This window comes from Nocardia sp. bgisy134, assembly GCF_965341865.1.
Taxonomy (GTDB): Bacteria; Actinomycetota; Actinomycetes; order Mycobacteriales; family Mycobacteriaceae; genus Nocardia.
The window spans coordinates 87,852-113,681 of record NZ_CBDQZP010000013.1; the positions used below are offsets into that span (position 1 = coordinate 87,852).

27 protein-coding genes and 1 pseudogene are annotated in these 25,830 nt (G+C 69.0%); 14 read left to right on the plus strand and 14 right to left on the minus strand.

Going from position 1 to position 25,830, the window contains the following annotated elements:
• The first annotated feature begins 153 nt into the window (after positions 1-153).
• Genes ACRWNM_RS22760 through ACRWNM_RS22775 form a run of 4 tightly spaced genes read left to right on the plus strand, consistent with a single transcriptional unit; the run spans position 154 to position 3,872 of the window.
• The gene (locus ACRWNM_RS22760; RefSeq protein ID WP_431970085.1) at positions 154-2,514 is read left to right on the plus strand and encodes a sensor histidine kinase; all 2,361 of its coding nucleotides are present in this window, start codon (positions 154-156) and stop codon (positions 2,512-2,514) included.
• A complete protein-coding gene (locus ACRWNM_RS22765; RefSeq protein WP_357456658.1) occupies positions 2,511-2,906 on the plus strand; it encodes a roadblock/LC7 domain-containing protein in 396 nt (131 codons plus the stop codon). The genes ACRWNM_RS22760 and ACRWNM_RS22765 overlap by 4 nt, the downstream gene beginning before the upstream one ends.
• On the plus strand, positions 2,903-3,277 hold the full coding sequence (locus ACRWNM_RS22770) for a DUF742 domain-containing protein (protein ID WP_431970086.1): 375 nt from the start codon (positions 2,903-2,905) through the stop codon (positions 3,275-3,277). Before ACRWNM_RS22765 ends, ACRWNM_RS22770 begins: the two co-directional genes overlap by 4 nt.
• On the plus strand, positions 3,258-3,872 hold the full coding sequence (locus ACRWNM_RS22775; RefSeq protein WP_431970087.1) for a GTP-binding protein: 615 nt from the start codon (positions 3,258-3,260) through the stop codon (positions 3,870-3,872). Before ACRWNM_RS22770 ends, ACRWNM_RS22775 begins: the two co-directional genes overlap by 20 nt.
• 5 nt (positions 3,873-3,877) lie before the next feature.
• On the opposite strand, the gene ACRWNM_RS22780 is transcribed toward ACRWNM_RS22775, so the two are convergent.
• The 4 genes from ACRWNM_RS22780 to ACRWNM_RS22795 form a co-directional block, all read right to left on the minus strand.
• Positions 3,878-4,243: a hypothetical protein gene (locus ACRWNM_RS22780; RefSeq protein WP_431970088.1), complete on the minus strand. Its 366-nt coding sequence runs from the start codon at positions 4,241-4,243 to the stop codon at positions 3,878-3,880.
• Between the two features lie 4 nt (positions 4,244-4,247).
• On the minus strand, positions 4,248-4,766 hold the full coding sequence (locus ACRWNM_RS22785) for a hypothetical protein (RefSeq protein WP_431970089.1): 519 nt from the start codon (positions 4,764-4,766) through the stop codon (positions 4,248-4,250).
• Positions 4,763-6,793, minus strand: coding sequence for a PEP/pyruvate-binding domain-containing protein (locus ACRWNM_RS22790; RefSeq protein ID WP_431970090.1), 2,031 nt, complete (start codon positions 6,791-6,793; stop codon positions 4,763-4,765). Before ACRWNM_RS22790 ends, ACRWNM_RS22785 begins: the two co-directional genes overlap by 4 nt.
• Before the next feature lie 331 nt (positions 6,794-7,124).
• A complete protein-coding gene (locus ACRWNM_RS22795; RefSeq protein ID WP_431970091.1) occupies positions 7,125-8,036 on the minus strand; it encodes an alpha/beta fold hydrolase in 912 nt (303 codons plus the stop codon).
• Between the two features lie 67 nt (positions 8,037-8,103).
• Here ACRWNM_RS22795 and ACRWNM_RS22800 point away from each other — a divergent pair, with 67 nt between their 5' ends.
• Positions 8,104-8,778, plus strand: coding sequence for a TetR/AcrR family transcriptional regulator (locus ACRWNM_RS22800; protein ID WP_431970092.1), 675 nt, complete (start codon positions 8,104-8,106; stop codon positions 8,776-8,778).
• A complete protein-coding gene (locus ACRWNM_RS22805; protein ID WP_431970093.1) occupies positions 8,775-9,227 on the plus strand; it encodes a PaaI family thioesterase in 453 nt (150 codons plus the stop codon). The genes ACRWNM_RS22800 and ACRWNM_RS22805 overlap by 4 nt, the downstream gene beginning before the upstream one ends.
• Positions 9,228-9,291: 64 nt before the next feature.
• Here ACRWNM_RS22805 and ACRWNM_RS22810 read toward each other — a convergent pair whose 3' ends face one another.
• The 3 genes from ACRWNM_RS22810 to ACRWNM_RS22820 all read right to left on the minus strand — a co-directional run bounded on the left by ACRWNM_RS22810 (position 9,292) and on the right by ACRWNM_RS22820 (position 10,914).
• Complete coding sequence (locus ACRWNM_RS22810; protein WP_431970094.1) at positions 9,292-9,789, minus strand: hypothetical protein; 498 nt, start codon at positions 9,787-9,789, stop codon at positions 9,292-9,294.
• 189 nt (positions 9,790-9,978) lie between these two features.
• Positions 9,979-10,395 carry an NUDIX hydrolase gene (locus ACRWNM_RS22815; RefSeq protein WP_431970095.1) on the minus strand — a complete coding sequence of 139 codons (417 nt, stop codon included), beginning with the start codon at positions 10,393-10,395 and terminating at the stop codon, positions 9,979-9,981.
• A 9-nt stretch (positions 10,396-10,404) separates the two neighbouring features.
• Complete coding sequence (locus ACRWNM_RS22820) at positions 10,405-10,914, minus strand: winged helix-turn-helix transcriptional regulator (protein WP_431970096.1); 510 nt, start codon at positions 10,912-10,914, stop codon at positions 10,405-10,407.
• A gap of 54 nt (positions 10,915-10,968) precedes the next feature.
• On the opposite strand from ACRWNM_RS22820, the gene ACRWNM_RS22825 reads away from it, so the two are divergent.
• On the plus strand, positions 10,969-11,775 hold the full coding sequence (locus ACRWNM_RS22825; protein WP_431970097.1) for an acyl-CoA thioesterase: 807 nt from the start codon (positions 10,969-10,971) through the stop codon (positions 11,773-11,775).
• 14 nt (positions 11,776-11,789) lie between these two features.
• Positions 11,790-13,220, plus strand: a complete 1,431-nt coding sequence (locus ACRWNM_RS22830) for an MFS transporter (protein ID WP_431970098.1) — start codon at positions 11,790-11,792, stop codon at positions 13,218-13,220.
• Positions 13,221-13,268: 48 nt separating this feature from the next.
• Here the strand turns inward: ACRWNM_RS22830 and ACRWNM_RS22835 are convergent, their stop codons facing one another.
• The gene (locus ACRWNM_RS22835; protein ID WP_431970099.1) at positions 13,269-14,087 is read right to left on the minus strand and encodes an ABC transporter permease; all 819 of its coding nucleotides are present in this window, start codon (positions 14,085-14,087) and stop codon (positions 13,269-13,271) included.
• Positions 14,087-15,046, minus strand: coding sequence for an ATP-binding cassette domain-containing protein (locus tag ACRWNM_RS22840; protein ID WP_431970100.1), 960 nt, complete (start codon positions 15,044-15,046; stop codon positions 14,087-14,089). The genes ACRWNM_RS22835 and ACRWNM_RS22840 overlap by 1 nt, the downstream gene beginning before the upstream one ends.
• Before the next feature lie 92 nt (positions 15,047-15,138).
• Between ACRWNM_RS22840 and ACRWNM_RS22845 the strand changes: the two genes are divergently transcribed.
• The 3 genes from ACRWNM_RS22845 (at position 15,139) to ACRWNM_RS22855 (ending at position 17,774) form a co-directional block, all read left to right on the plus strand.
• Entirely contained in the window at positions 15,139-15,888 is a 750-nt protein-coding gene (locus ACRWNM_RS22845; RefSeq protein WP_431970101.1) for a TetR/AcrR family transcriptional regulator, read from the plus strand.
• A gap of 134 nt (positions 15,889-16,022) precedes the next feature.
• A complete protein-coding gene (locus tag ACRWNM_RS22850) occupies positions 16,023-16,532 on the plus strand; it encodes a hypothetical protein (protein WP_431970102.1) in 510 nt (169 codons plus the stop codon).
• A 6-nt stretch (positions 16,533-16,538) separates the two neighbouring features.
• Complete coding sequence (locus ACRWNM_RS22855; RefSeq protein WP_431970103.1) at positions 16,539-17,774, plus strand: RICIN domain-containing protein; 1,236 nt, start codon at positions 16,539-16,541, stop codon at positions 17,772-17,774.
• 534 nt (positions 17,775-18,308) lie between these two features.
• Here ACRWNM_RS22855 and ACRWNM_RS22860 read toward each other — a convergent pair.
• From ACRWNM_RS22860 to ACRWNM_RS22875, 4 genes are all read right to left on the minus strand, one after another.
• Positions 18,309-19,415: a winged helix DNA-binding domain-containing protein gene (locus tag ACRWNM_RS22860; protein ID WP_431970104.1), complete on the minus strand. Its 1,107-nt coding sequence runs from the start codon at positions 19,413-19,415 to the stop codon at positions 18,309-18,311.
• 68 nt (positions 19,416-19,483) lie between these two features.
• Positions 19,484-20,434: a M56 family metallopeptidase gene (locus ACRWNM_RS22865; protein ID WP_431970105.1), complete on the minus strand. Its 951-nt coding sequence runs from the start codon at positions 20,432-20,434 to the stop codon at positions 19,484-19,486.
• Positions 20,431-20,811, minus strand: a complete 381-nt coding sequence (locus ACRWNM_RS22870) for a BlaI/MecI/CopY family transcriptional regulator (protein ID WP_281292405.1) — start codon at positions 20,809-20,811, stop codon at positions 20,431-20,433. Before ACRWNM_RS22870 ends, ACRWNM_RS22865 begins: the two co-directional genes overlap by 4 nt.
• Before the next feature lie 134 nt (positions 20,812-20,945).
• Positions 20,946-21,647 carry a GntR family transcriptional regulator gene (locus tag ACRWNM_RS22875; protein ID WP_431970106.1) on the minus strand — a complete coding sequence of 234 codons (702 nt, stop codon included), beginning with the start codon at positions 21,645-21,647 and terminating at the stop codon, positions 20,946-20,948.
• A gap of 143 nt (positions 21,648-21,790) precedes the next feature.
• Between ACRWNM_RS22875 and ACRWNM_RS22880 the strand changes: the two are divergent.
• Positions 21,791-22,318: pseudogene (locus tag ACRWNM_RS22880) on the plus strand (YbhB/YbcL family Raf kinase inhibitor-like protein); the annotation flags it as partial.
• 502 nt (positions 22,319-22,820) lie between these two features.
• On the opposite strand, the gene ACRWNM_RS22885 reads toward ACRWNM_RS22880, so the two are convergent.
• Entirely contained in the window at positions 22,821-23,372 is a 552-nt protein-coding gene (locus ACRWNM_RS22885; RefSeq protein ID WP_431970107.1) for a dihydrofolate reductase family protein, read from the minus strand.
• A 262-nt stretch (positions 23,373-23,634) separates the two neighbouring features.
• On the opposite strand from ACRWNM_RS22885, the gene ACRWNM_RS22890 reads away from it, so the two are divergent.
• Both ACRWNM_RS22890 and dinB read left to right on the plus strand, forming a co-directional pair.
• A complete protein-coding gene (locus ACRWNM_RS22890; protein ID WP_431970108.1) occupies positions 23,635-24,372 on the plus strand; it encodes a dienelactone hydrolase family protein in 738 nt (245 codons plus the stop codon).
• Positions 24,373-24,567: 195 nt separating this feature from the next.
• Positions 24,568-25,830, plus strand: coding sequence for a DNA polymerase IV (gene dinB, locus ACRWNM_RS22895; protein ID WP_431970109.1), 1,263 nt, complete (start codon positions 24,568-24,570; stop codon positions 25,828-25,830).

Here is a 25,830-nt window from a genome sequence, read left to right on the forward strand (position 1 = left end):
ACCGACCGAATCGCTTGCCACTCCGAATGATTCGCCTCGAATACAGGCGTGTCTCATCGTGCATGGATCACCTCCATGCGACTTTGTCAAATCCAGTCCCGCTGAGCGGGACCGGAATGCCAGCCGTGTAGTTCGCTGAATTACGTTGTGCCGATGTTCAGAGCGAGGCTCGGTGTCCGGACCCGGATACTGGCGATCGCGCTCCTGCCGAGCCTGACTCTGCTCGTGATCGGCGTGGGTGCGGCGGGATACCTGGTCGACCAGGGCAACACAGCGAAAGACTGGGCGGCGCAGATGCAGGCCGCGATCCCGTCGACCAGGGAATTGATGGAGGCGACGCAGCAAGAACGCCACCTCACCCTGGCGCACCTGGCGGGCGACGACTCGATCGGTCCCGCGCTCACCGCGGCGCGGGTGCGGCTGGACGGCGCGCTGCGCAAGTTGCTGGAGGCCGGCGAGGGAATCCGCGCGGTCGACGACTCCAAGATCGGCGACGACCTGGCCGGTTTCAACACCCTCGGCCAGCACCTGGCCGGCGTTCGCGCCCAGACGGATTCGCGCCAGCTGCCCGCCGCCGAGGCGTACGCCTTCTACAACCGGCTGCTCGACGTGGTCTCGGTCGGCTCGCAGGTGGCCCAGCAGTCCGCGCCGGACGCCGAGATCGGTGTCGAGATCACCGAGGGCATGCGATTGCTGCATGCCGCGGAGGCCATGTCGCGCAGTCACGCGGTTGCCGTCGCCATCGTGACCGCCGACGGAAACGTGTCGGTGCCTGTGGAGGAGTTCCTGCGCCAGATCGGCTTCTATCACACCGAGATCGCCCTGCTCGCCACCGAAATCGACACCGATCAGCGTGCGTCGGGCGCCGCGCTCGTCGACTCCGCGGCCTGGCAGCAGCTGACCGCGATGGAGAACGCGGTCGCGCGGCGTTACGTCGCGCCCGCCGAGCACGAGAACTCCTCGACCGGAACTACTGGCGGTAGCACCGGCAGCAGCACCGTTTCCGAGCCTGCGCCGCTGCCGCTTTCGCCGCAGGACTGGCAGAAGGCGGCCGCCGAGGTGAACCGCGGCCTGCTCGATCTGTGGATCGCCCAGAACAAGCGCACCCAGCGCCTCGCCGAGGAGAAGTCGGCCGACTCCGCGCTCACCTCGCTCTTCGGCGGCGGCGGTGTGCTGCTGCTGAGTGGCGCGGCCATTGTGGTCGCGGTGCTGATGGCCAACCGGATCATTCGGCGGCTCGAGCGGTTGCGCGGTGAGACGCTCGCGCTGGCCGACGACCGGCTGCCCGACATGATGCGCAGGTTGCGCGCGGGCGAGGACATCGATGCTGCCGCGGAGACGCCACGCCTCGACTACGGCCGCGACGAGATCGGCGAAGTGGCTCAGGCATTCGAACACGCGCACGCGGCCGCGGTGACCGCCGCCGTGGACGAGGCCCGCACCCGGGAGGGCGTGAAGGCGGTCTTCCTCAATATCGCGCACCGCAGCCAGATCGTGGTGCACCGGCAGTTGGAGATCCTGGACGAGGCCGAGGCGCGCCAGGAGGATCCGGCGCTGCTGGAGACGCTGTTCCGGCTCGATCACCTGGCGACTCGCGAACGCCGCAACGCGGAGAACCTGATCATTCTCGGCGGCGGTCAGCCGGGCAGGCAGTGGCGCTATCCGATTCCGGTGATGGATCTGGTGCGCTCGGCGGTCGGCGAGACGCTCGACTACTCGCGCGTGCGGGTGTCGAAGCTGCCCGACGCGCGTGTGCTCGGTACCGTGGTCGCCGACCTCGTGCACCTGGTGGCGGAGCTGGTGGACAACGCGACCGCGTTCTCCCCGCCGCAGTCCCGGGTGGAGATCTCGGGCAACATCGTCGGCCGCGGCGTGGTCGTCGAGGTCAGCGACCAGGGGATGGGCATGCCGGAGGCGGAGCTGCTCCGGGTGAACGAGATGCTGCGCAATCCACCGGACTTCGGCGTCGCCACGCTCTCGGCGGATTCCCGTCTCGGGCTGTTCGTGGTGGCGCAGCTCGGTGTCCGGCACGGCGTCGCGGTGCGGCTCGCGGAATCCGACTACGGCGGCATTCGCGCCATCGTGCTCATCCCGACCTCGCTGCTCGTCACCGACAGCGCGCCGGCCGCGCCGGAAACCCCGGCACCCGAGCAGGCGCGACGCCCGCGGCATCCGGTGCCGTTCATCGAGGCGCCAGGAACCGAAACGCCCGCTGGCACGGCGGAGTCTTCGGCCGCGGTGCTCACCATGGACCCACCTGCGCCGGAACCCGAACAGGCGCCGCCGAGCTCGGCCGACGCGCCCGCGATCACCGCCGACGGCAGGCCCGTGCTGCCCAAACGCAACCGACAGGCCAATCTCGCACCCGAGCTGGCGAAGCCATCGTCCACCGAGCCCGTCGTCGAACGCGAGCGTTCCGCCGAACAGGCCCGGGATCTGATGTCCGCCATCGAGAATGGAACCCGGCAGGGTCGCCGTGCGCAGCCCGCCGACGAAGAGGAAGGCGTGCAGTGACCGCTCCCAAACCCGGTGATCTCAACTGGCTGCTCGATGATCTGGTGGATCGGCTGGCCGGTGTGCGGCACGCGGTGGTGCTGTCCACCGACGGACTGCTGCTCGGCCGCTCCACCGCGATGAGCCGCGACGACGCCGAACACTTCGCCGCCATGTCCTCGACCCTGTACGGGCTCGCGCGCAGCGCGGGCAGCCGATTCGACGGCGGCGGCGTGCGCCAGGCGGTCATCGAACTCGATCGCGCCGTGCTGTTCGTGACCTCGGCGGGTGACAATGCCTGCCTTGCCCTTCAGGCCTCCGAGAGCGCGAATCTCGGTATGGTGGCCTACGAAATGAACGTCACGGTCCAGCGCGTCGGCTCCTATCTCTCCACCCCCGCCCGATTGCCATGACGCGCCGGAGTGAGCCGTGGTTCGACGACGCGGCCGGACCGTTGATCCGGCCGTACGCGCTGACCCGTGGGCGCACCATGGGCGCAGGTCACGATTTGGACATCGTCACGGTGGTGGTCACCGCATCGCCCGCACCCACTTTGCGCAGGCCGGAGCCCGAATACGCGGAAATCGTACGCCTGTGCCGTGATCCGCAGTCGGTGGCCGAAGTGGCGGCGAACTTGAAACTTCCCCTTGCGGTGACCAAGATTCTCGTCGGCGACCTGATCGGCGAGGGACATTTGATCTTCCGGGCTCCGGTACAACCGGAGGCTGGCCCCGGCGATCTCAACATATTGCGAGCGGTACTGGATGGCATCAGAAAACTTTGACCCCGCCCGGCTCGATCCCGACGGGCCGCAACACTTGGCCGCGTCGGTCAAGATCCTCATCGCGGGCGGCTTCGGCGTCGGCAAGACCACCATGGTCTCGTCGATCAGCGAGATAGCGCCGTTGCGCACCGAGGAACTCATCACCGAAGTCAGCACCGGCGTCGACGATCTGTCCGGCGTGGAGTCCAAATCGACCACCACGGTGGCGCTGGACTTCGGGCGCATCACCATCGACCGCGATCTGGTGCTGTACCTGTTCGGCACGCCCGGCCAGGACCGATTCTGGTTCCTGTGGGACGAGCTGTCCCGCGGCGCGCTCGGCGCGGTGGTGCTGGCCGACACCCGGCGTCTCGGCAATTCCTTTGCCGCCGTGGACTTCTTCGAGCGCCGCGGACTGCCGTTCATGGTCGGGGTGAACTGCTTCGACGGAGCGCCGCGCTACACCCAGGACGAGGTGCGCGACGCGCTGGATCTGGACCAGCACACCCCGGTCATGCTGTGCGACGCCCGCGACCGCGAATCGGCGAAGAACGTGCTGCTGACCCTGGTTCAGCATCTCATCGAGCTGGCCGGACGCGAGCCCGTCACGACCTGAGCCGGCTAGCCGGACGGTGAGCCGAGATAGCGGCCGAGCACGCCGTCGACGGTCAGGTCCTCGAGGCAGCCGACCAGGCGGCGCTCGGTGTGTTCGCCGAGCGCCGGTGCGAGCGTCACCGCCCACGCGTCGCCGTCGGGCACCGGCCCCGCGACGATGCGCACGTGGTTGACGTGGCTCGCGCACTTGTCCCACAACCGCAGCGCGGGCTCGGACGACACTCCGGCGTCCTTGGCCCGTGCGTCGAAGCGCACCACCTGGGTGCTCGCCGCCGTGCCCCGGTCGGTTTCGAACTTCATGCGGTCGGCCATGGCGAGCACCACCGTCACGATGAGCACCGCGCCCGTGCCGAGCAGCAGGATTCGGCGCATCGGGTCACCGCCGCGGCCGGACGAGTGGACCGTGCAGCAGGTGCAGGCGGTCCGCGCTCGGGGTGAGGAAACCGTTGGGCGGCAGAGCGAGCCGGTCCAGCCGGTCCACGATGCGGTGTTCGGTGGCCGGGCCTGCGGTGAGCTTGGCCAGCCGCTCCACCAGCCAGGCCACCCCGGTGAGCAGCACCCCGCCCGCCAGCAGTACCGGAACGAACACGCCGAGCCGGTCGGGTCTGCTGAGCCAGGCGAAGGTGACCCGCGGCGCGGGCGTGGCCGCGTGCACGATCCGCGCCGTGCGCGCCCGCTCCCCCGCGGCGCCGAGTTCGCGCTGTACATCCCGCAGGCGCCTGGTCAGCAGCATGGCGACCAGCGCGATCTCGGCCGCGATGAACAGCGCCGCGGTGAGAATGGCCCGGTTCCACTCCCACCGGTACAGGTAGACGAAGACATAAGCGCCCGTGGCGATCAGCGTGCCGACGGCAAGCAGCACGCCGAGCCCCCGCACACCGCGATCCTGGGTCATCGGTGGTCCTCCGTTTCGGTCGTCTGCCGCACTTCGCCGCTGCGCCCGTCGACCTGGACGATCGCGCCGTCCGGCAGCCGCCGGGTCGCGTCGGGATAGCCGACCACCACCGGGACGCCGTGCTCGCGGGCCAGGATCGCCAGATGACTGAGTGGGCTGCCGGTTTCGGCGATCAGGCCGGACAGCCTCGGCACCACGACGGCCAGCCGAGGGTCGAGATGCCGCACGACCAGCACCGACCCCGCGGGCGGGTGGTCGCCGATGTGCACCATGCCGCGGCCGACGCCCCCGCCCGCGCCGACGCCGCGGTCACCGCGGCCCCGCCTGCGCGACACCGCGATCGGGAAACCGTCGGTGGCCAGCCGGAATTCGGTGGGCAGCGGCGTCTGGTCCGGTGGGGTGCGGTCGGGCAAGTCGTCCGGCAACCGCCGGTGTCGCACGGCGCTTCGCAGTTCGTCCAGCGTGAGCAGCGTCAGAGTTTCGGGATCGTGCACCAGCCGGGCTGCCGTGAGGCGTCCGCCGAGTTCCCATGCCGCCCTGGCGCCGAGCTCCTGCACCCAGCGGGCGCGCAGCCGCAGGGCTTCCCTCGCCAGCGCCAGCTCGCCCGCGGCGTCGCCGATCGGCATCGGAGCGCCCTCGACCTTTGGCGCCTGTGGCGGCGGACCGACCCGAGGCGGAATCAGCGCCAGCACCACGGGCAATTCCTCGATCACCCGATCGTCGGGCAGACCGGTGGCGCGCGCGGTGGCGAGGGCCGACAGCGCCATCGCGGCCGCGGTGGGCGCGGATTCACCCTTCCCGCCGAGCATTCCGGCCAAGGCCTCGTAGCCGTGAACAGCGGTGAGCGCGGTGCGGGCGTTGTCGAGCACGGTGAGCAGGGCGAGATCGGTCAGCTCGGCCAGCGGCGGAATCTCCGCGAGATCCGTATCGACCCGTTCGCATGTCTGCTGTGCCAGATCCGGTAGCGCCGCGGCGAGCCTGCCCACCCGCATGGCCGCGCCGAGCCGCCGCGCTCCGGGACGCGGGTCGAGGATCCGCGTGAGGGTGCGCCGCGGCCGCACCACGCCGAGCAGTTCGAGATCCGCCACCGCGATCCCGCGCACGGCGGTGGCGACCGGGGACTCGTGCAGCGCGCGCGGGGGCGCCGCGCTGGTCAGGTCGATCGCGACCCGGAGTCCATCGGCCAAGGGCGACAACCACAGATCCTGTTCGAGCGGACTTAGCGGATCAGGGAAGGTCTCGGCCAGCGGGCCCGGCCCGAGGATCGGTCCCCGCACCGGTCCGTGCAGCGCCGTGACCGGGCGGGCCTGTAACAGAATCACGCGGCCCCGGGTGTCGATGGCCCACTCGATGTCCAGCGCGCCGCCGAACACCCGCTCCGCGCGCAGTGCCAGGCGAACGACCTTGCGCCGCAGACCGCTCGGCAGCGGATCGGCGTCGGGCGTCGCGACCGAGGCGACCCGTCCCCGCCTGGTCAAAGTCGCGGTCCACCCGGCCTCGGCCCCGCCGACGACCGCGCTGGGTCCGCCGCGGGACGCCGTGATCATCATCCGGTCGGTCCGCCCGGTGACCGGGTCGGCGGTGAAGACGACACCACCCCAGCCCGCCGCCAGGAACGGCTGGACCAGCACCGCCATCGCGGCCTCGCCCGCGCCGAGTTCGGCGGGCGGACCCGAGGCGAGCACCACGTCCACGGCGTCGCGGAAGCCCTGCCAATCGCGGACGTCGAGCACCGAGGTGAACAGGCCCGCCATGGACTGCTGCGCACCGTCCTCGGCAACCGAGGAGGATCGCACCACAAGAGCTTTCGCGCCCGCACCGGACAGTACGCGCCATTCGGCTTCGGGCGGGTCGCCGTGGTGCGACCACGCGGTGGTGAGAACGAATCCCTCCAGCACGGGCAGGCCGTGGGCGGCGGCCCTGGCGAGGGCCGCCGCTTTGGCGCCGGTCAGCTCGGCATCGCGCGCTCGCGGATCGCGCAGGGCGACGACGCCTGGCTGGTTCGTGGTGGTTGTCGTGATGGTCATCGAACCGCCTTCGACGGAAAAACAACGCTGTTTCCGGGGCCCACCGGTCTGCACCTAAGAGGAGATGGTGTCTCCACTTAGGTGGAGTCCAGTGTTTCCCCGGAGTCCCGCGCCTGTCAAGGAATGGACGTTCGTTTTGCGAGTCGCACAGTTCACCCCCTCGTGGCCTGGCGATCCCCTACCGTTCACGGTACGATCCGCCGCCCGCGTCGAGCACTGCCCACGCACAACGTTATTCACCGGAGACGAGGTCGCGGCCACCCTGGAACGAGTGCGCCCGCGACCAGGCCGGTTCGGCTGTCCTATCGAAGGTTGCTCTGCGGGGAGCCGCTCAGGATGCGCTGCGCTCGACTCGACCCAAGAAGTCGAGAATCGATTCGACGGTGGCGTCGGGCGCTTCGAGCTGAGGCCAGTGCCCGATACCGGGTAGCTCGATGACCTGCGGGTCCGGCACCAGCTCGCGATATCGCGCGACCATGTGGGCGCCGGAATTCGGGTCGGCGGTCCCGTTGACGAAGACCATCGGTACCGCCGCGTCGATGAGCGGCCGAACGAGTCGGTCACGCAACGCTCGCCGCTCCTGGACGAATCTGCCCACCATGTGCGACACGTAGCGACCACCGTTGTGTCGCAACATGTCCAGGAGTGGTTCCAGCTCGCCGTTCGCAGGTTTGGTATCCGGTCCGAACAACCCCGTGACCGCGTTCCGGATCGCCGACCGCGGCAGCAGCGGACCTATCACGTGCCCCACCGGACTGGACAGGATCTTCTGAATCGATCGCGCGCGGTAGGTCTCAGCGAAGAGTCCGCCATTGAGGAAGACCGTGGCGCGGATCGAAGGCAGTGTCGGGTCGTCGGCTCGCCGGGCCAGCATTTCCTGGACGACCGAAACACCCAAGTCGTGACCGACGACGGCGAAATGGTCGACGCCGAGATCTCGTAACAGCGCCTCGTGCATGTCCGCGTGCATCATCAGGCTGTAGCCGGCCCGGATCGGCTTGTCGGAGAACCCCATACCGAGCATGTCCGGTGCGATGACATCGAGGTTCGCCGTCAGCTTGCTCCAAATGCGGTGCCACTCGAATGATCCGAACGGATAGCCGTGGACGAGCAAGACCGTCGGGCCATCGCCCTGGCGTCGATAGAAGATGCGGCGGCCGCGGAACTCGAAGAATCGACCGGTGTCGCGCCATGTCTGCACGGTGTCGTGCGTGCCGACTTCTCCACGGGGTTCGTAGTGCATCAGGACTCCCTTCCGATTTCGCGGCCAGCCTACTGCTTGTAGACCGAGTGGTACAGAGGTAATATCCATGTTCATGAGCGGTGATACGAGACCATCGGTCGATGCGAGTACCGATCGGTCTAGACTTGCCGAGTTGCCGACCCGCGAGCGGCTGGTGGTAGCGGCGGCCGATCTGCTGCAAGTGCAGGGTTACGCGGGCACCGGGATCGCGGAGATTCTCGGGCTCAGTGGCGTCACCAAAGGGTCGCTGTATTTCCACTTCCCCGGCGGCAAGGAGGAACTCGCGGCCGAGGCGTTGCGCCTGCGCGGCAACGAGATCGGCAGGCTGATCGAGCACCTGACTTCCTCGGCGCCCGATGCCGCGACCGCCGTCTGCGCGTTCGCCGTCGCGCTCGCGACACGACTCGAGGACTCGGAGTTCCAGCGTGGTTGCGCGCTCGCCACGGCGGTGCTCGACGCGGGCCCCGATGCCACGACGGTACGAGACGCGGTGCGCACCGGCTACGACCGCTGGCGGGAACTGCTCGCCGCTCGCATCGCCGCCGACGGGGTGGTCGACGACCCGGCAACGGAGGCGATGCTCGTTCTCTCCGCGCTCGAAGGCGCGCTGATCATGGCTCGGGCGCAACGTGATCCAGGGCCGGTGTTGCAGGTCGCGAAAAGGATCACCAGCCAATGGCTCGAACGGAAGCCGGAAGGCCGGCCCGGCTCCGGCACCACCAACAGGGAGGCACAACGATGACCACGACGACACTGACGGCACCGAACCCCGACTTCGCGGCACTGGTCAAGGGTGCGGTGTTGAGCATGCCCGCGGCCAAGCACCTCGGCTTCGAATTCGGCGCTATCGCCCCGGGCGAAGCGGAGCTGGTCCAGCCCTACCGTGCGGAGCTCACCGAGCACAATGGCTACTTCCAGGGCGGCGTGCTCGGCATGCTCGCCGACTTCGCAGGCGGCTCGGCCGCGGGCACCATGCTGCCGCCCGGATGGGTCAACATGACCATCGACTACACGGTGAAGATCGTGGCTCCGGCCAAGGGCGACAAGGTGATCGCCCGCGGTCGAGTGGTGAAGTCGAGCACGACCGTCACCGTCGCGGCGGCCGACGTCTACGCGGTCACCGGCGACACGGAGGCGCTGTGCGCCACCGCGCTGGTAACGATGCGGAACATCGACCTCAACAGGTCCTGAAACTGGACGGCGCGCAGACCGGCCTCGGCGACGCCCCCGACCAGCAGGGCGCGGCGTGGCTCGCTCACACCTGGGCGAGCCACGCCAGGAAGAGGAAAACACCGCCGATGGTGAGGACGATCGCCACCGGAATCGGCCACGCCGGCCCGGTGCGTTCGAAGAGCCTGCGTATGAGCCGCAATTGCAGGGCGGCGAGCCCGGCGAGCGCCGCCAGCCATACCGGAAGCAGCCCGACGCCGAGCGCCGCGTGCACGGCCCACGCCCCGGCCAATGTTGGCCCGCCCCACGAATTCTCGTAGTCATTCGCGCCGACCAGCGGATACGCGACCCCGCGGACGAAAGCGATACCCGCCAGGAAGGCGAGGAACCACGTCAGTAGCCCGACGCCCGCGCTCAGGATCGAATGCGCGACGATCCGCATCGGTGTGATGCCGCGCCGCCGGATCGGTTCACGCAGCCACCTGCGCGGCACGCGCATCCGGGCCGCGACCCGCGCGGCGGCGAGCGGCAGCGCGGCCAGCGCGTACCCGACCCAGCGGGCGAGCGAGCGAACCGACTTCATCCTGGGACCGTATCGCGGGGTGCGCCGCACCGCGCAGTTGCGCCCGCAAGTCGTTCATGGCACGGCCCATCGTCGGCGCGATCTCGCTCGCACGGCTTCGTGCGCGTCGCACAGGTCGGCGGTGGTGCGCGCGCTTCGTCGATCCGGTGAGGGAAGTCCGAGCCGGGGCGAGCCGCCCGGGGGCAAGCGTCAGCGCAGCAGGCCCGCCGCGGCGAGGTCGTCGAAGAGCAACTGGTCGACCGGCGGCACGAGCGGCCGGTCGGCGTAGCCGAACCAGGCCGTTTCGTCGATCTCGTTGCTCGCGGTGAGCGTGCCACGATAGTCGGCGGTGTAGCAGCTCATGCGCACGGTGACGCCGTCGTCCGGTCCGTGCACCGCCGCCTCGTACGTACCCACGTGCCGGGCGGTCTCGGGAATCAATGCGACGGTTAGCTCTTCCTCGATCTCGCGCAGCAGCGTTTCCAGATCCGTCTCCGTGCCTTCCCGCTTGCCGCCGGGAATGTAGAAGATGTCCTTGCCGCGGGGGCGCGCGCACAGGATGCGACCGTCCTCGATGCGCACCCACGCGACCGTGTCGATGACCGTTTCCACTCGCGCGTCCGTCACGCGGGCAGCCTATCGCGGCGGCACGATGCGAGCCGCGTCCGCCGCAAGCGCGGCCGGGATGAGCGTCTTGTCGCTCGCGCCGGGGCCGTACACCGGTCGCAGTTCACAGCCCTGAACATGCTCACCACACTCCGAGCACACGGGTTCGATCGTCGTCCGGTGGCCGCAGGTGGTGTGCACCAACTCGAGCGGCGGACCGTCCGGCGCGGCCCACTCGTCGCCCCACTGACGCATCGCGGTGACGACCAGCCACAGCGAACGCCCCTTCGGCGTGAGCCGGTAGTCGTGTCGTGGCGGATTCTCTTGGTACGGAACCTTTTCCAGGATGCCGTTGGCTACCAGGTTTTCCAGGCGCTGGGTCAGCACATTGCGGGCGATGCCGAGCCGGGCGCGAAAGTCGTCGAAGCGGGTCACGCCGAACAGTGCGTCGCGCACGATCAGCAGCGTCCACCACTCCCCGACCACCTCCAGGCACTGGGCCAGCGAGCAGTTCATCTCTTCGAAGCTCGTCCTGCGCATGCCCGTCAGCCTAGTCGGTTGCTTGAAAGAACTCACTAGCCTATGGTGCGTTTTATGAAGCAACTCACTCAGCGGTCGCTGGGCGACGTGTTCGCGCTCGGCGCGACCAGCCCTGGGACCTGGCAAGCAGAGGTGGATCGAACGTGGCGCGGCTGGACCGGTCCGCACGGCGGTGTGCTCGCCGCGCTGCTGGTCGAGGTGGCCCGGCGCGCGGCGGGCGACGACCTGCCGGTCCGCGCCGTGGACCTCCGCTTCCTCGGCCGGCCCGTCGACGGCGCGTTCACCTTCTCGGCCACCCCGCAGCCGGTCGGGCGCAGCACCGCGATCGTCGATGTGGTCGCGCGCCAGGAATCGGGACCCGTCGCGGCCGCGTCGATCATGCTCGGCCGGACCGCACCGAGCTCGGTGCCGGACCGTGCCGAACGGCCCGCCCCCGAGGTGACCACGGCCGATGCTTGCGCGGCATTCCGGCTGCCACCCGAGATCGTCCCCGCCGCAGCCCATTTCGACATTCGCCCTGCCGCGGGCCCGTTGCCGTTGACCGCGTCCGCGCAGGCCTGGATGTGCGCGTGGCTCGCCCTCGATCCGCCGATGGCCACGGACGCGGCCACGCTCGCGATCCTGGCCGACGCGCTACCGCCGGGCATCTTTCCCACGCTCTCGGCTCCGGTCGCCGTCCCGACGGTCGGGTTCTCGATGTACGTGCACACCGACTTCACCGAGCCCGCCTCGCAGCGGGTGCTCGTGCGCGCCGCCAACACCGGCACCGGTGGCGGCTGGTCGGTGGACGACGTCGATATCTGGGACGAGTCGGGGCGGCTGCTCGTCTCGGCCCGTCAGAACCGCCGAGTTCTCGGCTGAAACGAGAGATGCTGGTGAATACTGTTGCCCCCGAGTCCGATCGGACCACGACGGATTCGCGGCTCGTGCTCGCGATCGTGTCGGTCGGCATCCTGCTGTCGAGCCTCGACCTGTTCATCGTCAACGTGGCGCTGCCGGACATGGCGCGCGATTTCGGCAACACCGAGCTCGCCGGCCTTTCCTGGGTACTGAACGCCTACGCCATCGTGTTCGCGGCGCTCCTGGTGCCCGCGGGTCGCCTCGGCGACCGCGGCAGCAACCGCACCACCTTCCTGCTGGGACTGGCGGTGTTCGTGCTCGGCTCCGCGCTGTGCGCGGCCGCGTGGAATGTGGCCGCGCTGGTGGTGTTCCGAGTGCTCCAGGCGGTCGGTGGCGCCATGCTGACGCCGTCGTCGCTCGGCCTGGTGCTGGCTGCGACGCCGCCCGAGCGGCGTGCCACGGCGGTGCGGCTGTGGGTGGCCTTCGGCGGTCTCGGCGCGGCGCTCGGACCGGTCATCGGCGGCCTGCTCGTCGAAATCGACTGGCGCTGGGTGTTTCTGGTGAACGTGCCGATCGGTCTTGGGGCGCTCGTCGTCGGCCTGCGCAGGCTGCCCGACCCACGCGGCGACGGCGGGGCGCTGCCGGATCTGTTCGGCGCGGCCGCACTGGTCGGGGCGATCGCCTCGCTCGTGCTCGGCCTGGTGAAGGGCGAGGACTGGGGTTGGGCGTCGCCGCAGACGCTGGGCGCCTTCGCGGCGGCGGTGGTGTTCGGTGTCGCGTTCGCGATCTCCTCGGCGCGCCACCACAGTCCGGTCGTCGACCCAGGCTTGCTGCGCGCCCCGAATTTCACGTCGATGGCGGCGAATTCGCTGCTGTTCCAAGTGGCGTTCGCGGGCATGCTGCTGTCGGTGGTGTTGTGGGCGCAGACCGTCTGGGGGTGGTCGGCGCTACGCACCGGGCTCGCCATCGCGCCCGGGCCGCTGGTGGTGCCGGTCGTGGCTGTCCTGGCGGGGCGGTTGATCGGGCGCGTCGGCGCGGGACCGGTGATCGCCGCGGGCGGTGTCGCGTTCGCGGCGGGCATGGTGTGGTGGGCCCGCGCGATCGAGCTCGCGCCGGACTACCCCGCCGGTCTGCTGCCCGGCATGGTCCTCAGCGGTCTCGGCGTCGGCCTGACACTGCCGACCGCGTTCGCCGCGGGCACCAGCGGTTTACCGCCGCAAGGGTTCGCCACGGGGTCGGCAGTGCTGAGCATGGCACGGCAGATCGGTTTGGCTGTCGGCGTCGCAGTGCTGGTCGCGGTTCTCGGCTCCCCCGCCGATCCGCTCGCCACCTTGGATGCGTTCCGCCGCGGATGGTACGTCGTGGCCGCCGTCGCGCTCGCGTCCGGTGTCGTCGGGCTCGGGGCGCGGATGCCGCGTCCCGCCGTGCACACCGCGCCGGAAACGTCGGCACCGGCGCGAACATAGGGCGGTTGCTGCCCGGCATCGCTGAACAATGCCGGGCAGCAACGGTTTTCAGCGACTCAACCGCTGGAAGCGGTGCACCGCGAGAGGCAGGAAGATCGCTGTCAGCACCAGCGGCCACACCACCGCCATCAACACCGCGTGCTGCTCGATCCACGAATCACCACTGCCCACCGGCGTTCCGAACAGTTCGCGGGTGGCGGCCACCGTCGAGGAGATGGGGTTCCACGCCGCGATGTGCCCCAGCCAGCTCGGCATGAGCTGCGGCGCGACGAAGATGCTGGAGATCATCGTCAACGGGAACGCGACGGCGAACAGCCCGCCCGCCGCCTCCGGGTTCGGCACCAGCAGCCCGAGCCAGACGCCGATCCAGATCAGCGCGAACCGAAGCCACAGCAGCAGCGCGAAGGACGCCGCCGCACCCAGGATGCCGCCGTCCGGCCGCCAGCCGATCGCGTACGCGGTGATCATCAGGATGGTCAGCTCGGCGCACGCGACGATCAGATCGGTCACGCCGCGCCCGGACACCACCGCCGAAGGCGCCATCGGCATGGAGCGGAATCGGTCGATGACGCCCTTGGTGGCGTCGTGGACGACGAGCGTCGCGGTGTTGATGAAGCCGAACGCCATCGTCATCGCGAACATGCCCGGCATCAGGAAGTCCCGGTAGTCGCCGCCGCCCGGCACCGTCATGGCGCTGCCGAACACGTAGCCGTAGAGCAGCACCGACAGGATCGGGAAGCCGAGCTGCCAGGCGATGTTCACCGGCTGGCGCTGGTAGTGGGTCAGCCCGCGCCGCACCACATTCCAGCAGTCGGCCAGCGCCCAGTACGCCCGGGAACGGGTCTGCACGAGATCGATGGTGCTCATCAGGCGGCCTCCTCGGCGATCGTCCGGTGCCCGGTCAGTTGCAGGAACACGTCGTCGAGGCTCGGACGGCGCAACCCGATGTCCTCGACCGCGATGTCCTCGTCCTGGAGGGTGCGGGCCACCTCGGTGAGTGCGGCGACGCGGTCGGTCACCGGTGCGTACACCCGGCGCTCGGCGTCGTCGGTGTCCGGCTCACCCGTGCAGACCCTGGCGACCACCTTGGCCACCAGCGGCAGATCGGCCGCGTCGGCGGCGACCACCTCGATCAGGTCGCCGCCCACCGTGTTCTTCAGGCCGTCCGGGGTGTCGTCGGCGATCGCGCGCCCCTGGTCGATGACGGTGATCCGGGAGGCGAGCCGGTCCGCCTCCTCGAGGTACTGCGTGGTGAGCAGCACGGTCGTTCCGTCGGCGACCAACGCGCGCACCGATTCCCACACCTCGCCGCGGCTGCGCGGATCCAGTCCCGTGGTCGGCTCGTCCAGGAAGAGTACGTCTGGAGCGAGGATCATCGAGGCGGCCAGATCGAGTCGCCGCCGCATGCCGCCGCTGTACTTGCCGACGCCGCGGCCGGCGGCGTCGACCAGGTCGAAGCGTTCCAGCAGTTCGTTCGCCCGCTGTTCGGCGCGGCGCCCGCCCAGGTGGAACAGCCTGCCGAACATCTCGAGGTTCTGCCGCCCGGTGAGCACCTCGTCGACCGCCGCGTACTGGCCAGTCAGCCCGATGCGCGCCCGCACCTCCCTGGCTTGCCGCACCACATCGAGCCCGGCCACCGTCGCGTGCCCGCTGTCGAGGCGGATGAGGGTGGACAGGATGCGCACCGCCGTCGTCTTCCCCGCGCCGTTGGGCCCGAGCAGACCGTGCACCGTGCCGCGTCGCACGGTGAGATCGAAGCCGTCGAGCGCGTTCTTGTCCCCGTATCTCTTGCGCAAGCCCTCGGCCCGCACCGCGTAGTCGTTCACCGAATCCTCCCTGTCGAACCCTAACTGGGTACGTTGTACCCGATTTAGAGTACAACGTACCCAGTTTTACGCCAAGCGTTTAATCTGAAGGCATGACGACCACGGAGACCAGCGGCAGCGGCGACATCGCGCGCACACTCGATCTGCTCTGGGACACCGGTCATCGACCGAGCCGCGGGCCCAAACCCACGCTCACACTCGACCGGATCGTCGAAGCCGCGGTGCGGGTGGCCGACGCCGAGGGCTTGGCAGCGGTCACCATGCGGCGCGTCGCCACCGAATTGGGCACCGGAACGATGTCGCTCTACCGGTATCTGCCCGGCAAGGCCGAACTGCTCGATCTCATGCTCGATCGAGTGCAGCAACCCCCCGAGGGGGAGATTCCATCCGAGGGCTGGCGCGAAACGCTACGCGCGTACGCGTACGAATCGCTCGAAATGTATCGCCACCATCCCTGGCTGCTCGAGGTCAACCAGACCCGCCCCGTCCTCGGGCCTGGCGCGCTGGCCGGCATGGAACAGCTGCTCACGCGGATCGGACCGATGGGGCTCGCGGATCCCGAGATGATCGCGGTGCTCGTGATGATCTCCGGCTACGTCGCGGGCGTCGCCCGCACCCGGGTGTTCGCGCAGGAAGCCGAGCGCACGACGGGCATGACCGACGCCGAGTTCTGGAAGGCGCAGGAACCGGCGCTCGAGAAGGCCCTCGCCACCGGCCGCTACCCCGTGGTCGCCGCACTCTCGGAGGCGGCGTTCGACATGTCCTTCGACCACTTCGACTTCGGTCTGCAACGCATCCTCGACGGACTCGAGGTGTTCGTCGCGAAGCGGCCCGGAGACTGACCGCATCGCCGAACGCGATCAGAACCGCGCAGGCACGGACGACGTGTCAGTGCCAGCACGGTGGTTCCAAGGGGAACCCCGATCCGAGAATCGTCCTGTCGCATCGATGGAATACCGCGGGACAGGACCGAACAATGCACGAACTTCGACTGCACATCATTCCCTTGACCAACGAAGAACTGGACACCAACGGTGATCCCGTCAAGCCGTACGACGTCACGCCGATGGAGTTCGCGCAACTCATCGATCGGGTGAACCTCATCTTCGCCGACACGGGTATTCGATTCCTCTTCTATCCGGCTCACGACTGGGCGCCGATGGCGAACACGGAAATCAATACCGATGGGCCCCGTCAGCGCGAGCTCGCCAACCGCATCGCCGCGAGGCTCCCCGGCAAGATCGTCTGCTTTCTCCGCTGGGGTCCGGGACGTGACCGTACCGGCAACGGCAATACGTTTCCACCGCCGGGCGCGGGTCCGAAACCTCCGAGCGTCGGCGACGTCGTGCAGAACTACGTCGCGCTACCGAATCGGATCGCCGCCGATTTCGGGTTGCTCATTCAAGGCGACGGCGGATTCGTCGCCCATGAACTCGGTCACTACCTCGGTCTCTACCACACCTTTCCCGGTTGGACGGATCGCTAAGGGCCGGTGTACGGACACCTCTCGGGTGCGCTGACCGCAGCCGCGGCAGACCAGGCCGTCGTCGATTACATCGCCGGCCACGGCGGGACGATCGATGCGTTGAACGGTGATCTGCTCTCCGACACCGCACCCGATCCGTCGCCGGTCCTCTACGAGGCCCACAACCGACAGGACATCTGCGCCAGTCCGCGTATCACCGTTCGAGGCACGATCGGCGGGCGAACTGTGTCGTTCACGTTCTCCCCCGACCTGAACAACGTGATGAGCTACTACGCGGGATGCCCTCCGCCCGGCTCTGGCGCGAGTTCGAAACATTTCACCCCGCGACAGATCTCGCGGATGATGGACACCCTCCGGCATCCATCGCGACGTGCCCTGGTCGAATCGCCGCCGGAGGCACCCGCGGTTCGCGGGCTCTGCATCATCCAGCAACGCAGCAATTACCGGTTCCTCGACGCCTACACGGCGTCGGACGACTTCGCCGCGGTGACTCGTCCCGCGCAGAACGACGGAAGTCAGCAATGGATGCTCCTTCCCGTGGCCTCCGTCTGCACCGTGCAGCAAAGGGGCACCGGTCGTTTTCTGGATGCCTACGGATCCGCCGAGCAAGACTTTCGCGTCGTCACGCGAACCGCGCAGAACAACGACAGTCAACGCTGGGTGCTCTGGCGAACACCGACCGATGCCGATGCCGTCGCACTGCAACAGTTGAGCGGGGGCCGATTCATGGACGCCCATGAAAGTTCGGGCCACGATTTCGCGGTGGTGACACGTACCGCGCAGAACAACGACAGCCAGCTGTGGACCCTGGAATTTCGAGTCGGCGGCGGCTACTCGCTGCGGCAGAAGAGCAGCATGCGTTTCCTGGATGCCTACGAGTCGTCGCAGAACGACTTCACGGCGGTGACTCGTCCGGAGCAGGAAAACGACACGCAGCGTTGGCAACTGACGATCGTCGGCGCGGTCTACACCATCCAGCACCGGCACAACGGCCGATTCCTCGACGCCCACGAGGACGACAGGGACGACTTCCGCCTGGTCACACGTCCCGCGCAGAACGACGACAGCCAACGGTGGGTCTTCTTGCCGTACAGCGGCGATACGTTCACGGTCCAGCAACTCGCCAACGGCCGCTACGTCGACGCCCATACGTCACCGTCACGCGACTTCGCCGTCGTCACCCGCCCCGCGCAGAACGACGACACTCAGCGCTGGGTCGTCCGCGCGGTGTCCACCCGCTGACCCACCGTGCCGTGCCCGGAGTGCTGGTGCGCCTGCTCACCGGCTGCCTCCGTTGTCGCAGTCAGCGGTTCCAACCCAAAGGGCGCGTACAACTTTCAGGATTCTGTAGGCAGTCGTATTTGGTGAATCTCGGACCGCCTGGCTTCGTATTGATCTGGTAGTACATATCGAACCGCTCGTGCTCGGTGATGCCGACGGCGAGGAACGGTGGCCGGTTCCGATCCGGCACGGTGATCGCGCTTCTCCTGCCTCGATCATCGACGTAGTCGATCTGGAAGCGGAACCGGCACAAGCAGTCGGCAGATTCGACTCGGAGTCCGAGGATCATTTCCTCGGCCCTCACCGGCCGTCTGAACCGAGGGCAGTGCGCTTCGGCAGCCGATCGCGACCATGCGAAACACGATGGCCGTGAGGTGTCGGGGAAGGTCATCGGCCTCCGTTTCAGAATGGTCCACCTCGGTCGCACAGTCATGAGTAGTCGATCACTCGATCGCGACACACTCACGAAGCGCTCTGGTGTGGGAGGGTCGGCCCCTAGGCCACCCGCACGCTCACCGAATCCAGCCCGGCCGCGCGGGCCACGCGGGTCGCGGCGGTGTCGATGTTCTTCGGCAGCGACGCACCGTCGAACATGCTGACGACCACCTCGTCACCCTCGAGTTCCCAAGTGCCCGTGATCCGTCCGTCCACCACGACGATCGGGGCGATCCAGCCCGCGGTCTTGCTGACCAGCGCGCGGTGCGCCTTGGGCAGCAGCTCGGTGTCGCCGGTGCCCGGTCCGAGCACGTACTGGTCGAAGGGGCCGAGCAGGTGCACCGAGGGTGTCGGTTCGGTGGCGGCGAGTTCGTCGGCGTGTTCGGTGAGCACGTAACCGGTGCGGCCCTCCACCTCCACCGGCGTGAGCGCGTCGCCGAACTCCGCGAACCAGCCGCGCACGGTGGTCTTGCGCAGGCTGTTGCGGCTGAGCCAGGCGTCGAAGATCTCCGGTGTCGCGGGACCGTACGCGCCGAGGTAGGCGGTGATGGCGGCGGGCGCGGCGGCGGCGGGTTCGGCCAATTCCTGCCAGTCCGGGACGAGTCGGGCCGGGCTGGTGAAGGTCACCTTGTTGCCGCGTGCCGGTCCGTGGCAGATCGCGCCCTGCCAGGCGAGCGGCTTGAGTAGCGCGCCCCAGCCCGAGCGCAGCTCCTCGCCCAGTTTGTGGAACGCCTTGTCGGCGAGCAGCGCTTCCACCAATTCGTCGCGGGTGAGTTCGGCGTCGGCGAGTATCCCGCCCACCGCTTCGGTCAGTGCGGCCACTTCCGTGGGCGTGGCGCCGAAAGTGCGCTGCCAGGAAGGCTTTTCCCAGGTACGGGCGGACGCGATGAGCGGGAGGACGGCGGCGGCGCCCGCGGGCGTCATGGCGTGCAGGGTGCCGCGCATGGCCCATGTCTTGATCAGCGTGCCGTTCGACAGTGCGCGCACCACCGCCCCGTCTTCGGGTGCGGCGCTGCGCAGCGCGACCGCCGTTTCGGCCGCGGAGGTGACCTGCGCTTGCACACCGCACAGACGACCGACGAGCTCCGGCACGCTCGACGCGGCGGGCTGTGCGACGTAGTGGCGGGCGAGCCGCCAGCCGAAGACCTGATCCCAGGTGACGCGCACCCAATCCTCCTGTGTCAGCAGACGTTCGCTCCGGCACGCTACACCGCCGGTCCGACAACAGCGGCAGGTCAGTTGATCATGGTGCTGCAGAACAGAATGCCGACGGCGATCTCGAACAGGCCGATCACGGTAGCCGCGATCACGCCGAGCAAGGCGGTGCGGTTGGTGGCGCGGTGCACGCCGGTCACCGGGTCGACCAGCCGTTCGGCGCGCGCGAGCACCGCGGTGCCTGCCGCGCCGAGAACGCCGGCCGGCACCGGAGCTCCCGCACCTGCCAGGGCGATCAGCCCGCCGAGCAGTGGTTCGCGGCCGTGGACGCGGGCCGCGCGATCGTCGGCACACATCTCCAGCAGCCTGCCGATCTCCACGTTGCCCACGGAGAGCAGCCGCAGACCGGGCAGGGTGGTCGCCATCGCGCGCAGCGCGGCGGTGAGCGTGGCGTGCCTGCCGCGCAGGTGTGCGTGTTCGTGAGCGAGGACGGCGGCCAGCTGTTCCCCGGTCAGCGCGTCGAGCGCGGCACTGGTGACGACGATCGTGTCGGGGCGGCCCGCGACGCAATAGGCTTGCGGCTCCGGCGAATCCAGCACGACCGCGCCGGCGCCGAGCATCTCTCGACCGACCATTCGTACGGCGCGCCCGTGCGCCATGGTGCGCCCGCGCAGCCGCAGCGCCACCCGCGCGGCCTGCAGCGACATCGCCGCGACGCCGGAGGCGAGAAGCGCCGCCAGCGAATAGGAGGCGAACTGAGTCGCCCACCCCCCGTGCATGTCCACCGGAAACGACAACACCGAGTAGCACGCGCGCAGCGCCTCGCTCGGATGCCGCCAATAGGTGGCGAACTCGACGGCCAACAGGCCTGCCGCGAGCACCCAGGCGCCGAGCGCCCCGGCGATCGCGACCAGCCAGGCCAGCACCCCCAGCCGCGGCGCGACGCCGCGGCGGGTGAGCCGGTGCAGCACCGGCGGTCCGAAGACCGCGACGGTGCTGCCGTAGGCCATCAGGCACAGTGCGACGTTCACGGGGCCTCGGGCGTCCGTCGCGCGGTCAACCTGCGCAGCGCCGCGCGCAGCCCCGCCGACTCCTCGGCGCTGATCCGGTCCACGAAGTGGCTGAGCACCAGGTCCGAGCGCCCGCCGGAGCCGAGCGCCTCCAGCATCAGCCGGGCGCTGTGTTCCTCGCGGGTGAGCGTCGGCCAGTACCGGTAGGCCTTGCCCGCGCGCTCCCGCGCCAGCCACCCCTTGCGGTGCAGGTTGTCCATAGTGGACATCACCGTGGTGTACGCGATACCACGCTCGGCGGAGAGTTCCTCGAAAATCTCTCTCACCGTCGTGGATTCCGCGTCTCTGTCCCAGATGCGGTCCATGATCACCGCCTCCAGGTCTCCGAATCCGCGCACCGTACCGACTCCCTCATCGTCGTCCGATCTACTGTCGCCACAGAGTACCGAGCATCGACCCTGTCTACGTAGGCGAATCGTAGATCCGTGCGGAAGGGATCCCGAATCCCGCTGTCCTGCCAGGTCGGCGAGGATCAAGCTTCCTTCGCGGGCTCGCGGCGGGTATCGCCGGTCAGTGCGGCCGCGGTCAGAGTGAGGTGCCGCGTCAGCGCCTCGGCCGCGGCGTCGGCGTCGCGGGCCAGCGCCGCTTCCTCCAGCCTGCGGTGTTCCTCGACACCGTCTCGGTCGGGGTTGCGGTATGTCGACCACCGGCGAGCCAGCTCGCTCGCGGTCCACATCCGGTCGAAGGTCTCCAGCAGGACGGGATTGCCGCAGCCCTCCAGCAGGGTGCGGTGGAAGACCCGATGGGCTTCGGACCATGCCTCGCTGTAATACTCGCCCTCGTCCGGCACGAACGCCGGGGTGCGCGCCAGCCGGTGGTGGGCGGCTCGGACCTGCGCCTCCCATTCGACGTCGCCGCGCTCGATCGACATGCGAAGCATGACCGGTTCGATGGTCCGGCGGGCCTCCGCGACCTCTTGCCAGCGGCGGTCGGAGAATTCCGGGACGGCGAAACCGCGATTGGGCAGCCGATCGGCGAGGCCCTCGCCGACCACCCGCACGAGAGCTTCGCGCACGACGGCCAGACTCACACACTGCTCCGTGGCGAGATCCTGCGGTTTGAGTGCGTCACCGGGGGCGTAATCCCCGCGCATGATCGCGTTCCGCAGGTGTGCGTAGATCTGCTCGGTGAGCATCTGCTTCCCCGCGGTCGAGGTCTGGGCCGTCCGGGTCATGCTGCCAGCATAGACGATTCGACAGATAATCGATTATCTTTGCTACCGTCGATCTTGCGGTGACGCTCGTCCTCACGGGATGCCGCGGCCCCCCCGTCGGCCGCATCACCGCCCGCACAGCACGGCCCGAAAGGAACGACGCTATGAGCGCCAACAACCCCTTCGCTCGCCTCCCCGAGGCGGCCTCCTTCACCGTCACCAGCGCCACCGTCATCGACGGCGCAGCCTGGTCGCCCGAACAGTTCTCCTCCGAAATCCCCGGCGGGAAGGACGTTTCCCCGCAGCTGTCCTGGAGCGGGGCCCCGGAAGCCACCAAGAGCTACGCCGTCACCGTCTACGACCCCGATGCCCCCACCGGATCCGGGTTCTGGCACTGGGCGGTCGCCGACATCCCCGCCACCGTCACCGAATTGCCCGAGGGCGCAGGGGACGACACCGGCTCGGGTCTGCCCGAGGGCGCCTTCCAGTTGCCCAACGACGTCCGCGCAGCCCGGTTCGTCGGCGCAGCCCCGCCGGCCGGGCACGGCCCGCACCGCTACTTCGTCGTGGTGCACGCCCTCGACGTCGAGTCCATCGGCGTCCCGGCCGACGCCACCCCGGCCGTTCTCGGCTTCACCATGGCTTCGCACACCCTCGGTCGCGCGGTCCTGACCGCTACGGCGGAAACTCCGCCCGTGCGCGAAAACGCCGAAAGGATCGAGGTTTCCCGACTCGTCCCCGCCTCCGCCGACGCCATCTTCGCGGTCCTGACCGACCCGAAGGGCCACGTGGACATCGACGCGTCGGGAATGCTCCTCGACGCCGAAGGGGAACCGGTCACACAGCCCGGCGACCGGTTCCTGGTTCACATGGACAGGGAAGCCCTCGGGGACGTCCCGCTCGGCAAGTACGACGTCGAGGTCGTCATCACCAAGCTCGCCCCGGACGCGGAGATCGCCTGGACCGTCGAAGCGCGGATCCGGCCTCATGTCCGCCATATCTACGGCTACCGGCTGGAGCCGACCGAGGGCGGCACCCTCGTCACGTCGTACTACGACTGGTCGGACGTCGATGAGGAGTCGAAGAGGCGCTTCGCCTTTCCTGTGGTTCCCGAGTCTGCCCTCAAGGCCACACTCGGGATCCTCGAGCGCACCGTCCGCCGGAGGGCCGCCTGACCATAGGTCGTCAGGTCTGTCAGTCGGCGACGTAGCGCAGCATCACCACCTTGTCGAAGTGCTTCGTCTCGGCCAGCCGGAGCTGGATTCGCTTGTCCAGCAACGGGAAGAGCGGCGTGCCGCCGCCGACGACCACCGGATAGAGGAACAGCCAGTACTCGTCGATGAGCCCGTGCGGCATCAGCGAGGCCGCGATTTCCGCGCCGCCGACCTCCATCACGCCATCACCCCCGGCCTTCAGCCTGCGGACCTCCTCGACCGCGTTCTCGCTGATCAGGGTGCTGTTCCAGTGGACCTCGGTGAGCGTCCTGGAGAAGACCACCTTGGGCTTCTCCGTCCAGAGCCTGCCGAACTCGCGCTCGATGCGCGGCGCGTCCTCGGGCACGTGTGGCCAGTACTCGGCCATCAGCTCGTACAGGCGACGACCGTGCAGCGAGAGTTCGATCTCGCGGTACCTGTCGTTGTGGAACTGGTGCAGTTCCTCGTCCGGATTCGTCCAGTCGATGCTGCCGTCGCGGTCGTTGACGTAGCCGTCCACGGACACGCCGAACGAATAGATCAGTTTCCTCATGACTGATAGACCTCCCGGACCCGGAGAACTCATCGGACAAGGACGAGGCGGGGTGCTGCGGCCGCCATCCGGCCACGGAGCCTCTGCAAAAACCCGTTGGCGGACCACAGCGGCCACTGCTACTTTTCTGGAGGCCGTGCGAGAGACCGAGGAGGTGGTACCCGTGAACGCAGTATCGACATGGGTGCTCCTCTCTGGGGTCACGGCCGGGCGGTAGGTCGTCCGGGAGCGCCGTTCGCAAGCACTCCCGAAAGGCACGACTGTGCAATTCATTTCCGAACAGCGCCTCGACGACGAGAGCGTCCTCGAGCGCAGATTCACCCTCGGCGAGATCCCCGGCATCCTGTGGACACCCGCATCCGCATCCACACCGGTGCCGCTGATCCTGCTCGGCCACTCCCCCATCGGACTGCAGAAGATGTACCCGCGATTGCTGGACAGGGCCCGGTACGCCGTGGCGGAAGGTTACGCCGCAGCCTCCATCGAACTCCCCGGCAGCGGTGAGCGGCCCCGTTCCGCTGCCGTCGATCAAGCCCGCGCCGACCTGCACCGGGCGCTTGCCGCTGGCGAGCCGGTCACCGACGACATCGTCGACCGGCTCATCCTCCCTTTGCTCGACCCGGCGGTCTCGGAATGGCAGACCGCTCTGGACGCCCTGCTCGCGCTGCCCGAGATCGGCGGCCCGGTCGGGTATTCGGGAGGGGTGATCTCCATCGGCACACGGCTGGCGGTGGTCGAACCGCGCATCACGGCCGCCGTCCTGTTCGCGGGAAGTTACGTGCCGCGCACCATCATCGCCGAGGCCCGGCAGGTCACCATTCCGCTGCATGTCCTGCTGCAGTGGGACGACGAAGGAAACGACCGGCAAATGGCGCTGGACCTGTTCGACGCCTTCGGCTCCAAGGAGAAGACGCTGAACGCCAATATGGGCGGGCACACCGGCGTCCCGCAGCACGCGGGTGAGGAGGCGAACCGGTTCTTCGCCCGGCACCTGAAGTGAGGCCGGGCCGTCAGGCCGGCAGCACACGATAGGAGCTGTCGGCCAGGATGCCGCTCATCGAGGACAGGTCCCGGCCCTCCTCGATGAGCGGTGGCCGGCACATGCACAAGCTTGGTCAGCTGCGGACCGAGCGGCCCTGTCAATAGGTCTGATGTCAGTAGGTCCGACGCGCCGGACCGGCATGTATGCGAACATATGTTCGTGTCCGATCTCCGCGCCTCCCCCGCCGCCGCGCCGTCGCGCGGCCGCGGAAGGCCGCGGATCGAGGCGCGGGCCGAGGCGTCGATCCTGCACGCGGACCTGGACTCCTTCTACGCCTCCGTCGAACAGCGCGACGAGCCACGGCTGCGCGGCAAGCCGGTGATCGTGGGCGGCGGGGTCGTCCTCGCGGCGTCCTATGAGGCCAAGGCGTTCGGGGTGCGCACGCCGATGAACGGCGCGCAGGCGCGGCGGCTGTGCCCGCAGGCGATCGTGGTGCCGCCGCGCATGAGCGCCTACTCCGAGGCGAGCAAGGCGGTGTTCGAGGTTTTCCGTGACACCACGCCCGTGGTCGAGGGCATCTCGATCGACGAGGCGTTCCTCGATGTCGGCGGTTTGCGCCGCATCGCGGGCCCGCCACTGGACATCGCCCAGCGGCTGCGGGCGCGGGTGCGCGACGAAGTGGGTCTGCCCATTTCGGTCGGCATCGCGCGAACCAAGTTCCTCGCCAAGGTCGCCAGCGCGGTCGCCAAACCCGACGGTCTGCGCCTGGTGCCGCCGTCGGCCGAACTGGACTTCCTGCATCCACTCCCGGTCGAAAGACTCTGGGGCGTAGGCGATGTCACCGCACGCACGCTGCACGAGCACGGCGTCACCCGGATCGGGCAGCTGGCCGATCTCGGCGAGGGCGCACTGCGCGGATTCCTCGGCCCGGCCGCCGCCAGGCACCTGTTCGCGCTCTCGATGGCCAGAGACCCGCGCCGCGTCGAGACCGGGCGCCGCCGCCGCTCCATCGGCGCGCAACGCGCCCTCGGCCGCCGTGCCCGCCCCGCCGACGAGATCGAGGCCTACCTGCACGGGCTCACCGACCGCCTCGGCCGCAGGCTGCGCACCGCCGACCGGGTGTGCCGAACGGTCGTGCTGCGCATGCGTTTCGACGACTTCAGCCGCGCCACCCGATCCCGCACGCTGGCCGAGGCCACCGACCACACCGACACCCTGCTGCTCGCCGCGCGCCTGCTGCTCGCCGACGCCATGCCGATGATTCAGGAGCGCGGCCTCACCCTCATCGGCCTCGCCCTCACCAACCTCGACGACGCGGACGCGGTCCAGCTCACCCTCCCGCTGGAACCGCGCGCCGACAACACGCTCGACGCCACCCTCGACGACCTGCGCCGCCGCTTCGGCTCGGCGGCCGTCACCCGCGCGGCGCTGATCAACCGCGGCGAGGGCCTGTCGGTTCCGCTGCTGCCCGACTGA

Coding starts and splice junctions, on each gene's coding strand:
- ACRWNM_RS22760 (WP_431970085.1), top strand. CDS start 154: ATGTTCAGAGCGAGGCTCGGTGTCCGGACCCGGATACTGGCGATCGCG.
- ACRWNM_RS22770 (WP_431970086.1), top strand. CDS start 2,903: ATGACGCGCCGGAGTGAGCCGTGGTTCGACGACGCGGCCGGACCGTTG.
- ACRWNM_RS22775 (WP_431970087.1), top strand. CDS start 3,258: ATGGCATCAGAAAACTTTGACCCCGCCCGGCTCGATCCCGACGGGCCG.
- ACRWNM_RS22780 (WP_431970088.1), bottom strand. CDS start 4,243: ATGCGCCGAATCCTGCTGCTCGGCACGGGCGCGGTGCTCATCGTGACG.
- ACRWNM_RS22785 (WP_431970089.1), bottom strand. CDS start 4,766: ATGACCCAGGATCGCGGTGTGCGGGGGCTCGGCGTGCTGCTTGCCGTC.
- ACRWNM_RS22790 (WP_431970090.1), bottom strand. CDS start 6,793: ATGACCATCACGACAACCACCACGAACCAGCCAGGCGTCGTCGCCCTG.
- ACRWNM_RS22795 (WP_431970091.1), bottom strand. CDS start 8,036: ATGCACTACGAACCCCGTGGAGAAGTCGGCACGCACGACACCGTGCAG.
- ACRWNM_RS22800 (WP_431970092.1), top strand. CDS start 8,104: ATGTTCATGAGCGGTGATACGAGACCATCGGTCGATGCGAGTACCGAT.
- ACRWNM_RS22805 (WP_431970093.1), top strand. CDS start 8,775: ATGACCACGACGACACTGACGGCACCGAACCCCGACTTCGCGGCACTG.
- ACRWNM_RS22810 (WP_431970094.1), bottom strand. CDS start 9,789: ATGAAGTCGGTTCGCTCGCTCGCCCGCTGGGTCGGGTACGCGCTGGCC.
- ACRWNM_RS22820 (WP_431970096.1), bottom strand. CDS start 10,914: ATGCGCAGGACGAGCTTCGAAGAGATGAACTGCTCGCTGGCCCAGTGC.
- ACRWNM_RS22825 (WP_431970097.1), top strand. CDS start 10,969: ATGAAGCAACTCACTCAGCGGTCGCTGGGCGACGTGTTCGCGCTCGGC.
- ACRWNM_RS22835 (WP_431970099.1), bottom strand. CDS start 14,087: ATGAGCACCATCGATCTCGTGCAGACCCGTTCCCGGGCGTACTGGGCG.
- ACRWNM_RS22845 (WP_431970101.1), top strand. CDS start 15,139: ATGACGACCACGGAGACCAGCGGCAGCGGCGACATCGCGCGCACACTC.
- ACRWNM_RS22850 (WP_431970102.1), top strand. CDS start 16,023: ATGCACGAACTTCGACTGCACATCATTCCCTTGACCAACGAAGAACTG.
- ACRWNM_RS22875 (WP_431970106.1), bottom strand. CDS start 21,647: ATGACCCGGACGGCCCAGACCTCGACCGCGGGGAAGCAGATGCTCACC.
- ACRWNM_RS22885 (WP_431970107.1), bottom strand. CDS start 23,372: ATGAGGAAACTGATCTATTCGTTCGGCGTGTCCGTGGACGGCTACGTC.
- dinB (WP_431970109.1), top strand. CDS start 24,568: ATGTTCGTGTCCGATCTCCGCGCCTCCCCCGCCGCCGCGCCGTCGCGC.